The sequence below is a fragment of the Photobacterium chitinilyticum genome, from assembly GCF_004104355.1.
In the GTDB taxonomy this organism is placed as follows: domain Bacteria; phylum Pseudomonadota; class Gammaproteobacteria; order Enterobacterales; family Vibrionaceae; genus Photobacterium; species Photobacterium chitinilyticum.
Map to the genome: position 1 here is coordinate 283,397 of NZ_RJLM01000005.1, position 13,289 is coordinate 296,685.

The 13,289-nt window shown below is 43.2% G+C and carries 14 protein-coding genes and 1 riboswitch; of the genes, 9 read left to right on the top strand and 5 right to left on the bottom strand.

Features of this window, described 5'->3' with window-relative positions:
* The first annotated feature begins 8 nt into the window (after nucleotides 1-8).
* Genes EDI28_RS14300 through EDI28_RS14315 form a run of 4 tightly spaced genes read left to right on the top strand, consistent with a single transcriptional unit; the run spans nucleotide 9 to nucleotide 2,872 of the window.
* Nucleotides 9-1,247, top strand: a complete 1,239-nt coding sequence (locus tag EDI28_RS14300; protein WP_128784732.1) for an SAM-dependent methyltransferase — start codon at nucleotides 9-11, stop codon at nucleotides 1,245-1,247.
* A 24-nt stretch (nucleotides 1,248-1,271) separates the two neighbouring features.
* Entirely contained in the window at nucleotides 1,272-1,772 is a 501-nt protein-coding gene (locus tag EDI28_RS14305; RefSeq protein ID WP_128784563.1) for a DUF2878 domain-containing protein, read from the top strand.
* Nucleotides 1,769-2,269 carry a hypothetical protein gene (locus tag EDI28_RS14310; RefSeq protein WP_233353380.1) on the top strand — a complete coding sequence of 167 codons (501 nt, stop codon included), beginning with the start codon at nucleotides 1,769-1,771 and terminating at the stop codon, nucleotides 2,267-2,269. Before EDI28_RS14305 ends, EDI28_RS14310 begins: the two co-directional genes overlap by 4 nt.
* A gap of 57 nt (nucleotides 2,270-2,326) precedes the next feature.
* Complete coding sequence (locus EDI28_RS14315) at nucleotides 2,327-2,872, top strand: DUF3833 domain-containing protein (RefSeq protein ID WP_128784565.1); 546 nt, start codon at nucleotides 2,327-2,329, stop codon at nucleotides 2,870-2,872.
* Nucleotides 2,873-2,946: 74 nt separating this feature from the next.
* Here EDI28_RS14315 and EDI28_RS14320 read toward each other — a convergent pair whose 3' ends face one another.
* Both EDI28_RS14320 and EDI28_RS14325 read right to left on the bottom strand, forming a co-directional pair.
* Nucleotides 2,947-3,966 carry a sensor domain-containing diguanylate cyclase gene (locus EDI28_RS14320; RefSeq protein WP_128784566.1) on the bottom strand — a complete coding sequence of 340 codons (1,020 nt, stop codon included), beginning with the start codon at nucleotides 3,964-3,966 and terminating at the stop codon, nucleotides 2,947-2,949.
* A 175-nt stretch (nucleotides 3,967-4,141) separates the two neighbouring features.
* Entirely contained in the window at nucleotides 4,142-5,815 is a 1,674-nt protein-coding gene (locus EDI28_RS14325) for an ATP-dependent endonuclease (protein WP_128784567.1), read from the bottom strand.
* A gap of 234 nt (nucleotides 5,816-6,049) precedes the next feature.
* Here EDI28_RS14325 and EDI28_RS14330 point away from each other — a divergent pair, with 234 nt between their 5' ends.
* Nucleotides 6,050-6,445 carry a VOC family protein gene (locus EDI28_RS14330; protein ID WP_128784568.1) on the top strand — a complete coding sequence of 132 codons (396 nt, stop codon included), beginning with the start codon at nucleotides 6,050-6,052 and terminating at the stop codon, nucleotides 6,443-6,445.
* A gap of 158 nt (nucleotides 6,446-6,603) precedes the next feature.
* Here EDI28_RS14330 and EDI28_RS14335 read toward each other — a convergent pair whose 3' ends face one another.
* Nucleotides 6,604-7,542: a YeeE/YedE thiosulfate transporter family protein gene (locus tag EDI28_RS14335; protein WP_233353381.1), complete on the bottom strand. Its 939-nt coding sequence runs from the start codon at nucleotides 7,540-7,542 to the stop codon at nucleotides 6,604-6,606.
* 249 nt (nucleotides 7,543-7,791) lie between these two features.
* Between EDI28_RS14335 and EDI28_RS14340 the strand changes: the two genes are divergently transcribed.
* A complete protein-coding gene (locus EDI28_RS14340) occupies nucleotides 7,792-9,549 on the top strand; it encodes a bifunctional metallophosphatase/5'-nucleotidase (RefSeq protein ID WP_128784569.1) in 1,758 nt (585 codons plus the stop codon).
* 476 nt (nucleotides 9,550-10,025) lie between these two features.
* On the opposite strand, the gene ribB is transcribed toward EDI28_RS14340, so the two are convergent.
* Together ribB and EDI28_RS14350 are read right to left on the bottom strand one after the other, a co-directional pair.
* Complete coding sequence (gene ribB, locus EDI28_RS14345; RefSeq protein WP_128784570.1) at nucleotides 10,026-10,703, bottom strand: 3,4-dihydroxy-2-butanone-4-phosphate synthase; 678 nt, start codon at nucleotides 10,701-10,703, stop codon at nucleotides 10,026-10,028.
* Between the two features lie 154 nt (nucleotides 10,704-10,857).
* Nucleotides 10,858-11,051, bottom strand: a riboswitch (FMN riboswitch).
* A 138-nt stretch (nucleotides 11,052-11,189) separates the two neighbouring features.
* Complete coding sequence (locus tag EDI28_RS14350; RefSeq protein ID WP_233353382.1) at nucleotides 11,190-12,005, bottom strand: hypothetical protein; 816 nt, start codon at nucleotides 12,003-12,005, stop codon at nucleotides 11,190-11,192.
* Nucleotides 12,006-12,018: 13 nt separating this feature from the next.
* Between EDI28_RS14350 and EDI28_RS26980 the strand changes: the two genes are divergently transcribed.
* The 3 genes from EDI28_RS26980 (at nucleotide 12,019) to EDI28_RS14360 (ending at nucleotide 13,086) form a co-directional block, all read left to right on the top strand.
* Complete coding sequence (locus tag EDI28_RS26980) at nucleotides 12,019-12,240, top strand: hypothetical protein (RefSeq protein WP_164918548.1); 222 nt, start codon at nucleotides 12,019-12,021, stop codon at nucleotides 12,238-12,240.
* 156 nt (nucleotides 12,241-12,396) lie between these two features.
* Complete coding sequence (locus EDI28_RS14355; RefSeq protein WP_128784572.1) at nucleotides 12,397-12,588, top strand: hypothetical protein; 192 nt, start codon at nucleotides 12,397-12,399, stop codon at nucleotides 12,586-12,588.
* 213 nt (nucleotides 12,589-12,801) lie between these two features.
* On the top strand, nucleotides 12,802-13,086 hold the full coding sequence (locus EDI28_RS14360) for an HlyU family transcriptional regulator (protein WP_128784573.1): 285 nt from the start codon (nucleotides 12,802-12,804) through the stop codon (nucleotides 13,084-13,086).
* Nucleotides 13,087-13,289 lie beyond the last annotated feature (203 nt).

A 13,289-nucleotide genomic window follows, 5' to 3' on the forward strand; every position in this document is an offset into this window, starting at 1 on the left:
GTTACATGATGTTTAAGAGTGAAGTTAGTCGTTCTGAGCTAGTGATGACGGGAACAGAGAATATTGCGAGGAAAGTGGTGTTCAAAGCTCTCGGGCAACTAGAAGGAGCCGGTCTCACGTTAGTTGAGCACCGTGGCGAAACCTACTTGTTTGGGGATCGGCATGCAAGTTGTCAGGCGCAGCTTATTGTTAATAACCCTGCATTTTATAAGCGGTTATTGACGGGGGGAAGCATCGCAGCAGGTGAGGCCTATATTGATGGTTGGTGGGATTCTCCGGATATGACTCAAGTTGTGAGGGTAATTGCCAAAAACCTTGCTGTACTTGAGCGTCTTGAAGCGAAAATGAGTTGGTTAAGTGTTCTGAAAGATAAGTGGCTGCACCGCGCCCGACGAAACAGTAAGGACTCCGCCAAGCAAAATATTCTGGCTCATTATGATCTGGGAAATGATTTCTACCGTACCTTTTTAGACCAAAACATGCTTTATTCGGCTGCCATTTATGACTCGGAGCATCAAGAGCTCTTTCAGGCACAAATCAACAAAATGGATAGATTATGTCGCAAGTTGAATCTGTCAGAGTCAGACCATTTGTTAGAAATCGGTACAGGCTGGGGAGCGCTAGCGATTCATGCGGCCAAGTACTATGGCTGTAAAGTCACGACAACAACGATATCGGATGCTCAGCACCAGTGGGCCAAAGAACGAATTGAACAAGAAGGATTGTCTGACCGTGTGACATTGCTATTAAGTGATTACCGTGAACTCACGGGACAGTATGACAAGATTGTCTCGGTGGAAATGATAGAAGCGGTGGGTAAAGAGTTTCTGACAACTTATATCAAAAAGTGCCAGTCGTTGCTTAAACCTGAAGGTTTGTTTGCAATACAGGCGATAACAATGAATGACCAAAGGTATGACAGCTACAGTAAGGGGGTCGATTTTATTCAAAAATATATTTTTCCGGGAGGCTTTCTGCCGTCGATAACCACAGTTGCCAATCAAATGACCGAGAACAGTGATTTTGTTATCCGCGATATTAAAGACATTGGAATGGACTACGCCAAAACGCTGTCAGATTGGCATCAAAATTTCAATGACAGTGTAGAGAAACTAACCGAACAGGGATTTGATGGCAGGTTTGTCCGTATGTGGCGTTTTTACCTTTGCTACTGCGAAGGGGGATTTTTAGAGAGAAGTATTAGCACGGTGCAACTTGTAGCCAGTCGTTCGGGTTGGCGAGAATAGCAACAGCAAGTGTTGGAGATATTTATGCCTATTCGCCAGTTACTCATTGTCGGTTTAATTTTTAATGTTTATTGGGCCCTTGCCGTGATAGGCCAAAGCCAGTTCGTGTGGTTGCTTGTGCTCTTACTTCTTTGTAGCTGGTGGGTATACAGAGGAGCTTGGCGATTTGGTTTGATGCTTGGAGTCTCTGGGGTATTGATGGATGCCATGCTTAGTTGGCTGGGTATATATGAATTCAACGCTCTGTTTTTCCCACTTTGGTTAGCATTGCTGTGGGTAGGGTTCGGATCGTTTATCTGGATTATGCGGCAAACTATAATGGCTAATTCACCGTATCTTATTATATTGCTTGGTGGCGTCGGCGGAATGATGAGTTACTTTGCCGGTTACCGACTCGGTGCCGTGATGTGGCCGTTAGGCATTGAAATAACTGCAGCCTGTATCTTGGTTTGTTGGCTATGTTTCTCAGCTTTGGCGTTAGTACTGCTCAACAAATGCAGCAGACAGAATCTGGAGGGTGTATGAAGACTGTAATGCTGTTGTTAATCTCAATACTCTTGCTTGCTGTTAACGTTAATGCGGCGACTCCGTGGCAGAGTTGGCCGGCTGTTGGCGATGCTCGGCTGACGTGGGGGCCTTGGGTTATTTATGATTCTGAGTTAAGAACGCCATCAGGTGATTATCGACCTGATAGCGAAGACCTCGCATTGGTCATTAAGTATCAACGTAATATCGATAAAGAGGATCTCTTGGAGGCGACAGATGAACAATGGAAGCACCTTGGTATCCCTAAGGTAAAGCGCCAGCAGTGGCTGAACCGTTTGGCTGGTATTTGGCCGGATGTGCAAAAAGGCGATCGATTGATCTTTGTAGTAAACCGTGACGGCGGTATTTTTTACTGGGGTAACCAGCAAATCGGGGTACTGCCAGATAAGGAGATGTCGATGTCATTCCTATATATTTGGCTTTCACCTGATACCTCTTATCCGGATATACGACGACAGCTTATTGGCAAAGTATAAGCATGGCTCTTTAATGCTGTGCGGTAGGTACAGTGATCGAGACTCAACGAGTAGGTAATGTCTATGTTGTTAATGTTGAAACGGTTGGCTTCGCTGATAGTTGTACTACTGTTGCCCGGATGTTCTACTTCGATTGATGAATATAAGGGATCGTCGCCGAATTTTGATTTGTTCGGTTATTTTGATGGCACCGTAAAGGCGTGGGGGATGCTGCAAGACAGGAGCGGTAAGCAGACCCGGCGGTTTGAAGTGATTATTAAAGGACGTGTTCAAGACAATATGCTAACGCTTGACGAAGATTTTATTTTCGACGATGGTGAAAAGCAGCAGCGCACCTGGGTGATTACTCGTGATAATGATGGGAATTTCTCGGGGCGGGCAGATGATGTTATAGGATTGGCGACCGGTAAGGCTGTTGGTAAGGCGCTTAATTGGCAATATGTATTGCGTGTCCCGGTCGATGGCAGCACATACGATATTAGCCTCGATGATTGGATGTACAGGCAAGATGCTCTCCGGGTATTCAATATCGCAAAAATGACAAAGTGGGGTTTTACTGTCGGTACATTGACCTTGTTTTTTGAAAAGCAGGATGAGAAGTAGTCCCCCCCATTAGCGGATTATACTCAAGCGACCTCAAGAAGCAGGCTTCAGAGTGAGGCTGCTTGGGTATATTATTAACACGTCAGTTTGTGTTTAAACTTTTGCTTAACTTTGTACATTTCAGAATCTGCATGACTGAGAAGTGATTGAATATCATGCTCATCAGCTTCACATCGTTTCACTAAGGTATATCCAATAGATGCTGAACAGACGACATTCTCAATGAAACGCTCGTTTCCGATACCGTTGAGTAGTAGCTGGTATAGCTGACTAAACTCTTCTTCGTTGTTGAACGTTGAGAGAAGAACGAACTCATCACCTCCCATGCGACCAACAATATCGTTTTTCTGGCTTAGTTGATTTAACCGCTTCGCTGTTTCAATTAATACAAGATCACCAATAGCATGGCCATATTGGTCGTTAATCACTTTAAAATCATTGATATCGATATAGAACAAAGCAATAAAGCCATCATGCTTGTTATAGTCATCAAGTTCTTGTTGTGTCTTTTGACAAAAAGCGCGGCGGTTGTAGGCATTAGTCAGAAAATCATAGGTGGCAGATTGCATTAACTCTTCTTCGATCTCGTACTTCTCAAGAGTAACTGCACAGACAGAAGCGGCCATTTCTAAAATTTCCAGCTCGAAGGGGGTTGGTCTTGCTGGCTCTCGGCTATAAGTGGCAAAAGTACCTAACACTTTATTCTTCGAGGATAGGATAGGAACAGACCAACAGGATGCAAGGTTTGCCCTCAAGGTTAAAGGTTTAAATGATGCCCAGTTGTGGTGGTCATTGATATTTTCCGTGATGACTTTTTGTTTATGGTATGCAGCGGCACCGCATGACCCAGTAGTGGGACCAATAGGCACTCCTTCAAGGGCCTTATTATAAAATTCAGGCAAACTTGGCGCACAAGCACAGTGCAATGTGTTTGTTTGGGGGTTGAGTAGCAAAATTGATGTTAGGCGATCATTATAAATGTTCTCGGTAACGTCAATTAGCTGTTCCAGCATTTCCTCTTTCTTTTGTCCCAAGGCGAGCATCCTCAGGATCTTGTTGAAAGCTCTGTGAGCATGAAGAAGTTCGTTTATCAAAATACTTCCTTTCAGGCTTGTTAGATTATAAGCGTTGCTTTTAATAGTTATTTTATAATTTTATCTAATTACCTGTAGGCGACAAAGCTAAGGTGCCAGAATTTTGACATTTATTGTGAAAATGTGACCTTCATAATATATTTATTAATTGTGGTCGTGGAGTCGCTTGGTTATTTCAACTGACCCCTCGTGACATCGCAACAATGCGCTTCAGAATCCAGCGAAGCAGCAATGGTATTTCTTCAATATTTTCTTCATCGGTATATTCGACCATTGCCAGCGCAACATCAGGTTTTGCATGATGTTTAAGTGCCCTCACAATAATTTTTTTTGGCGGCACTGGGGTATCATGTGGAATATTGGCTAGGTGGCGGAATAAAGGCTCATAACCATTGTGATATAGAAAGTGCTCGATATCCCGATTAGGGAGCACGGTTAAGCGGTGGCGCTCGGCATCTGCACCCAATAAATGACGCACGGTATCGGCATATTTTTTACCCGCCATATCGCCATCAGCGACAAGATGCCACTCAATTCCTAAACTTCTGGCTACTTTAATAAGCGGTTTTAAGCCGCTTTGAGCAAATTCAATGATCTGTACGCCTTCTGCTGCGAGGTTATAACCGCAGATACGGGCAAACTCATTAAACAACCACACCTCGGTTTCACCTTCGACTAATAACCATGCGCGGGCAAAAAGTGCATTAGGGCGATGCACTCTAACATGGAAAGTTACGCGCCTTTCTTCATCTCGACTTAATCTATTAGGTAAAACTGAATATACATGAGTTCGGTCTGGCTCACGAATTAACTTTTTGATCGTATGCAATGGCACGACAGAGGTCAGATCCGGGCTGTTGGTCGTTAAGATTTTTTGCATGGGCATGTTCATCATAAACGACCATGCTTGCTGCAATATGGTTGGGTGAAGACGACCTTCAGGGTCTTCTAGGATCATGATAGGACGAGAGATGCGCCTTAATTCCACAGGGCCACGTGCTCGGATAAAAGCATTGAGCAAGCCCATCAGTACGAGTCGACCTTGTTTGGTCATTTGGGGCTGAGTGAGTTGCTCCAAAGGGTTGACGGCATACTGTGCTTTTGCAGGGAAGTGAGCACGGTTAAAGTGCTCTGAACGGCTATGCGGTGTGAAGGCAAAATAGTGATCGACCAAGACTCTTAAGGCATTAATACTGCTTTTGATTTCTTCAGAGCTAACATGACCTGGTCGGGTCATTAGGCGTTCGCAAGTGTTTTCTAGCCTGCGCTGAATGCGTGCATTTTCGCTGTTGTCTTTATCTTTATCTTTGTCGCTATGACCATTCCCGTTGCCATTACTGTTAAGTGGTTCATTATGTAATCGGCGTGCATCGCGAATTCTTACGATAGGGTGCAAGACCATCAATTGACGGGCAAGCTTATCGCTGTCAGGGCAATCAATCAGGTGGCCATCATTGTTCAAAAAAGCACGGTGACTGATGATTTTGTCTTCTTTTACGATACTGTCGAGCTGGTAATATAGGTGTTTGAGACCATCATTACCCTCAATCCATAGCGGAGCAAAGCCTTTGTATTTACGTGACTTATATTCGCCTGCGTAATCCTCTTTCCAGTGAAGTACGATTTGCAACTGCGTCATCTTTTTATGACCGGCGGTGTAGTCGACATGAAAATCAGAAAACTTAAAATTATAGAACTTGGTATCGGGAGAAAGCGCAATACTTAACGCATCAAGCAAGGAGGACTTACCCCATGCGTTTTCACCAATGAGGACGGTTAACTCATCAAAGGTTAGCGATAGGCGCTTAATTCCCCTGAATCCAGAAACTTCAATTCGCTTTAGCTGCATAGTTCACCTCTAGTAATTAGAGTACAGCACCTTTCTTGAGTATGTGCGTGTCAAGGTCACAGATTAATAAGAACTCATTGATTTTAAACACACAATAGCCAATTGCTATAGAAAGCTTGTTGTTGTTCAAAGTGGTTGATATAGTCCGGAAAACTAAGCTCAACCGACCTTTGATGTTTTCTTCAATTGTTTTGGTCTGAGCGATAAAGATTTTTATATGACTGGAGATGTCAGATGGCTAAGATAATCCATTCAATGATTCGGGTGCAGGACCTAGATAAGTCATTGGAATTTTACAAACAGGCGCTCGATCTTGATATAGCAGAGCGATTAGATTTTGAAGGCTTCAGCCTTGTTTATCTTCGCAATGAAGAAAATGACATGGAGTTAGAGCTGACTTGGAATGAAGGTACTGAAGAGTCATATAGCCACGGTTCTGGCTATGGTCATATTGCGGTCGCTGTCGATAACTTGGAAGCTGAGCATGAGAAACTGACAGGCCTGGGGTTTGAACCTGCCGATGTTAAAGAGTTTTTCCGTGAAGGGCAGTTACTTGCAAAATTCTTTTTTGTACAAGATCCGGATGGCTACAAAATTGAATTCCTACAGCGTCATGGTCGCTACCAATAATTGCCTTTTTGAAACGCTGAATTCATATTGAGTGTAGTTATTGGATACATGAATTCTTGTCACTAGCCTTAAACCGCTGGTGGCAATTTATACCGATTAACATAAGTCTTTGGTTTTTCCTGCGCAATTACCTGAACAATTACTCATCCAAATTGACATTACTGGCCAATGCTAGTGGTTTTGTCAGTAAAATGATGAATAACTTTTCTAAGTAGAATCCCACCGATGATCCCCAATATCATGCACAGTATTGCAATTGCACCTGCCGGTGAAAAAGAAGGTAGGGCGATCAATAACTGTGAATCATTACCGCCTAGTGCTAAAGAAGCACCAATGCCCATGATCATTCCGGCACTTAAGTGGGTAATAATCTGAACTGGTCTAAGCTGAAACTCGTTGGCTGAAATTCGCTTTTTGGCACTGATGCCCATACCAAAAACAAGGCCCAATAGAATTAAGTAGCGTTGAAAGGATGGCCACTTTTCTGTCTCTCCGTGGATGCTGGCGGCCGAAATATCTTTTAGGAGTTGGCTTGGCGACCATTCCGGTATCTGGTAAGTCAAAATACTCGCAATGACACCGAATAAAATAATGCCCAATAAAATAGGCCTTCTTTGTTGCGGGATACGAAACATAATTAATGCAATAAGAACAAATAATACTACTGTGACGGTAATCGATGGGCTTACGATGGGGGCAAGCGCTACATAGTTAAAATTAACGGGTAATGAGGCAAGAAAGCACCAGCCGAGAAGCCAACCTACAACTGTTGCCAACATATGATAGTGGCCTTTTGATAGTTTCGTGATTGTAGAGATAGAGCAGCCTTTGTTGATAGCAGCACCGAACCCGAACAGTAGGCCGCCGAATACAAACGGAGCACTGACAGAATGGCGATTCATGGTGAGGTTAAGATTGCCATCAACAGTTCCAGGTGTGACGAGCCAAAACCAAAAACCGCAACATAGGATTGTAACTAGAAACCCAGGCCGCTTGGCGAGTAGCTCCTGAACGCCTCTTACCATACAAAGTCCTGTTTTCTGTGCGAGAATGCCGACTAGCCAAGCAAGGAATATAGGTAGGAGGTAGCTAAACATGATACGACCCTGTCATTAATCTGTCGTGATTATCTACTAACTATAATACGTCTGAACTGGACTGATCCGCACTGCGATAGTCTTGTGGGGAAAAGTTCAGCAAGTAAAAACTTCTGTTTGAAGCAATTTTCATTTTGCTATATGTCACAGCCTGAGTTTGCACTAGATAATGTATCAGGAAATTATGTGATTTGAGTCATATGTATTATGATATGCCTCATTCTGAACGATGGAGAGCAATAAGCCTGTATGATAATGCACCGCTCGGCGAAAATAACTATCGCCCATATCAATGACACACACTCACACTTTGAGCCTTCATCAATATCATTAAATTTGCCTGAAGCAGTACTAGAGACGAAAACATCGGTCTACGCTAGTTGTGGGGGTTTTTCTCGCGTGTCGTCAGCGGTTAAGGATGTCAGAATGCAGGCGCATCTGAAGGGGCGCGAGTTTATGTTTGTACATGCTGGCGATTGCTTTCAGGGGACATTGTTTTTCTCGTTATATAAAGGTTTAGCGAATGCTAAGTTACTCAATGCTATTGGTGTCGAAGCCATGGCCTTGGGTAACCATGAGCTTGATATGGGTAATGGTATTGTCGCAGATTTCATGGATCAGGTGAGTTTCCCTTTATTGGTTGCAAACTGGGATCTAGAAAATGAAAATCAGAACAAGCCTAATCCACTTCGTGTTAAGAGTAATGTTCATGCATTCGATAACAGTAACGACCATGGTCGTTATATTGTTAAAGACATCAAGGGTGAACCCGTCGCTGTATTTGGTTTAGCCATTGAAAATATGGCCGGTATTGCCAACCCAGATCCAGACACACACTTTTTGAATGTTGTCAGTGTGGCCAAGAAAACCATTGCTGCAATTAAGCGGCAAGGAATTAACAAAATTGTATTGCTTAGCCATCTGGGCTATGAGCGAGATCTAGAGTTGGCATCTCAGGTTGATGGAGTTGGGGCCATTATCGGTGGTCATACACATACCATGCAGGGTGATTTTTCCAACGTGGGTTACGGTGTCACTGATTCTTATGCCAAAATGGTTAATGGAACCTGTGTGGTTCAAGCTGGTTGTAATGCATTGGCGCTGGGGCAGCTTGAACTTGATTTCAACCCTGATGGCAGTGTGGCCAGCGCATCAGGAGTGAACCAGTTATTGCTCGGACGACAATTTACGGTTGATGCGACTCGAAGTAAACACCTGGATGATAATAGCCATGATGCGGTTAAGCAGTATTTAAAGGCACAAACAAATGTACGTTTGTGCCCCAAAGATCCGATTATCGAAAATATCCTCAATACCGAGTACCGTCCCGAAGTGCGCCAGCTACAGACTCAGCATATCGCTGAAGCGGTTGAGCCTTTGCGTCATGTGCGGATCCCTGATCATCAAGGTGGCAGCCAGATTGCGCCGCTGGTGGTTGATAGCTTTGTCTGGAAAGGCCGCCAGTTAGGTCATGACGTTGATTTTGGCATTCATAACGCAGGTGGCGTAAGGGCCTCTCTTAATCCGGGACCTGTCACCTCTGCAGATATTGCCGGCAAATTGTTACCGTTTGCGATTGAGCTCATGGTCTATCAGGTAAAAGGTAAACGTGTCAGGGAAGCATTGGAAGGGGCGATCAACAATGCCATTGACAATGGTGTTGAAGGGACTGGAAGCGGCAGCTTTCCCTATACATCTAATTTGAGATTTACCTATCGCTGCAGCTCGTCACCCGGCTTCCGGATCGAGAACCTACAGACATTAAAATCCGGGAGTTGGATCGATGTAGAAGACGAGGCGGTGTATACATCGGTTTCTTCTGGCTATACCGCAACAGGTAAAGAGGGTTACTGTGCACTGCTGGATTGTGTTTCAGAACCGCAAGCGCTGAATGTTACAATGGCTGATGCATTTTCAGTTTACGCAAAAGAAATGGGGGTGCTAGCGGCACCGAAAGAAACATTGATTTCGTATATTCCATGTGAGTGCTCTCAAGTCGTCGCTTAATAATGTGAATTAACGTGGCTCTGAACAAGAGTGATAAAATCGTTAGTGCTATTTCAGTGATGAGAATACATATTTATCTACGGAAATGCCGTCAAAACATTGTACTCACGCCCTGTTGAGCGTCATATAAATGGCGGTCTGTTTCTTTATTTATTCCGCAGAGGTATGTATTTGGGAGCAAGTTAAAAATAATTCGGCTTACTAATAGAAAATTGTGAAAAAGAGCTAAAGACTATTTAATCTATGACGATAAATTGGTTGTCAGTTAAATAATCGTGGAGAGCAGATATGAGTCGAGACTGGATGGATGTAGCCATGGTAACGGGTTGGATTTCAGCTTGGTCAGTATTGATTTATTTCATACCCGCTGCAGGGGTTTAGTTTGTGTTTGGATATACCTCAACTGAATATGCTCACTGTATTGATCAGTAAAAAGCCGCGTACAATCGCGGCTTTTAGATATTATGCCTAACACACTAAGCTGTAATTGCTTCAGGCTTCCCAGAGTTAGCAACTTCCTTTGCCAAACGATAGGCCGCTAAATCTTCTATTGTAAGTACTGGCATATTGAACTTCTTACCAAACTTAATTACTTCTGGCAGACGGGCCATTGTGCCATCAGGGTTTGTAAGCTCACAAAGTACACCATAAGGTTTTAACCCGGAAAGACGCATAAGGTCAACGGTGGCTTCTGTATGGCCACGACGAGCTAAAACGCCCTCAGGGTTTGCTTTTAGCGGGAAGACATGACCAGGATGGCTTAAATCTTCGGGCTTAGCATTGTCTGCGATAGCTGCTTTGATTGTCGTAACGCGATCAGCGGCAGATACCCCTGTTGTTACCCCTTTTGCTGCTTCGATGGTAACAGTGAAACCTGTTTGGTTTGCGCTAGTATTATTTTCGACCATCATTGGTAGTTCAAGCTGTTCAACACGATCTTCAGTCAGGCAAAGACAAACAATACCTGAGCATTCACGGATCATAATGGCCATTTGTTCTGGCGTTAGTGTTTCAGCTGAAAAAATGATATCGCCTTCATTTTCACGATCTTCATCATCAACAACAAGGACGCCGCGACCATGGCGGATTGCATCAAGACCTGCTTCAACGCGCTCGAAAGGCGTACCAAAAGGGGATAGTAGAGACTGATTCATGGTAAGAGATACTCCAAATAAAAAGATACCAGAATCAGGGCATGGAAAGTCAGCGTTTCAGCACTGCTGAAATAGCTTTACAGAAATATATAACAAAGCTAATGCTCAATATGCACTAACCGTTGCATTGTAAAAGCTATGGCAAAATGCCATCACCGATTCTCTTTCATCCGGACTATAACCGTCGGCTCTGGATTTATGTTTACAGGTAAACATTGGACCAGATCTGCTGACCTTAGCTGACATTCATTTAAGAATGTCAGCTAAGCGCTCGCGGGCTTTTCAAATCACAAATATGCTGATTGAACTACCGCCGGTGGGGAATTTCACCCCGCCCTGAGAATTCGGAAAAATCTTAGGCAAATCAATTGGCACATGCAAGAGAAAGTGTCGATTTTGGGTCATAACTTTGAACCAGCCAGTTAAATGGGTGATTAGTAACCAGCTAAAGGTCTGCTTTCTAATATATTTAGATGTTAATATCGCTTAGTTTTTGGCTGGTTTGTGTATGGCAACTTGGCTGAGATAACGGTTAATCCACTTTACCAACATCGGCAGGCAGTAGGTGGGTAGTTGTATTGCCCCCATCAATACTATGAAGTCAGGCCCGAGATAACTGCCCGCAACTGTAAATGTCAGCAGCACATTGCGATTAGCTGAAGTAATCGCAGCCAGTAAACCCTCATCGATACCGTGGCGATAATAAACGACATAACCGACAATAAAGTAAAAGGCACAAATTGCTAGCCCGATAGTGAGGAAAAAAATGCCGGTTGAAAATGATTGATTAAATACCTCTCTAAACGGGCCAATGAGGCCGAAGGGGAAGGCGAGTACTAATAGGATTGTTACTTGGGATAATTTGCCATGAACACGGTGAAGCAGGTTGTGAGGGATGACGTGGTAACAAACCGCAGAAAAGATCATTGGTCCGAAAATGAATATCACCAGGCGTTGAACGTAGCTGTGTATATCTAGCGAAACACTATCGTTCTGAAATAGCATCAGGGTTGCGTAGAGTACTATAGGCATTAATAGTGTTGAAGCAATCGTCATCGCCATAGCCTTTAATGGCTCAAGGCCAACGGAGCGTGCTATCGCAGGTGTCGCAAATAGCGAGCCAGTTGCAGCGACAGCAGATATAGCAAGTGTTAGAGACGTGCTAGCTCCTGCAAGAGTCGCGACAGAGCTACTAATTAGCAATAGAAAGATAGAATGGAATCCTGCATACAGCCAGATCGAACGTTGTGCGAGTAGCTTGATCAGTAAACGTTGTTGTATTCCAAGTAGAGTGAAAAGCATTAGGAAAAATAAAATGTATGGCAGGTACGGAAAAACAGCCGCTGAGGCTGCCGGAAAAATGAATCCAAATATTGCAGCAAATATAAGGAGTAGGGATGAGTTATGTGATAAAAAGCTTAGCATAAATTTTATTTTCTTATGGTTTGTTGCATTATTGTTATATAAAAACTACAGTAAATGCAAGCTTATGCCAAACAAGCAATGGAAGGGCTTTTTTGCGGGTATTTATGCATGAATGTTGCAGCTTTAGATAAGGATAAGCTTGTGTTCTTAACTGAAAGTTAACACATGAGAAAAACTAATGTTGACATGGAAATATTGTCATTTTTGGAAGGGAAAATAAGCAGTTAAGATTGCCTCAGTTCAAAAATAAATCGAAAGAGAGGCAATCATGGCACAGGCAATGAATTTTGATACCATCGCAACCCCTACCGCAATGGACAGAAAAGCCTATGCGGTTAACATCAAAGGATTGATTGCACACGCATTGGACATTATGTTTGGCGGTTCTAAAACCCCTAAGCAATACAATGTTTCGGATCTACCTGCGCACCTTCAAAAGGATATCGGTCTTTATCGATAGCAGATAGTCTGAACAAAAGGACATTAAAAAACGCCGGCTTATGCCGGCGTTTTTTTATTCTTTAATTTATCTTATCTGACTTGTTGCGTGGATGTTGTAAAATTCGTTGTTTCTATTGAACTTTTTTGCCATATTTTAATCTTGGTTTAATTTTTGTTTATGAGAATATGGCATTATGGTCCTAGATGTGTATGAGCCACGGAGATAATTTAAGTGGGTTTTTTCTCAAGATTGTTTGGATTAGATAAAGAAAGCATCGTCGTTGAAACTGAGCCGGTAGAGTACGAAGGTTATTTGATTTATCCAGAACCTATCGCTGAAGGCGGACAATTTCGTATTGCCGGCCGAATTTGCAAGCAAATTGATGGAGAGATGAAGACTCATACATTTATTCGCTCAGATTTACTTGCCTCAAAGCAAGATGCTGAAACGTTCATGTTAAACAAAGCCAAGATGTTCATTGAGCAAACTGGCGATAGTATGTTTCAGCAAAAGTAGGATCAATAAATACCAGTACCTGCCGCTGGTATTTTTTGCTTTTATCTGGCAGGTATATCTACTGAAAAGTAGTTGATTTTGCGCAAGGTTCATCAGGGATAGATAGGTCTCAGATATGCCAATTTTGGCGTTGCGACATGTCTGCTCCTGGTGTGTTATAACAGGTATTCTCAATATTCAGAGTGCTATTTTGGATGATTAAT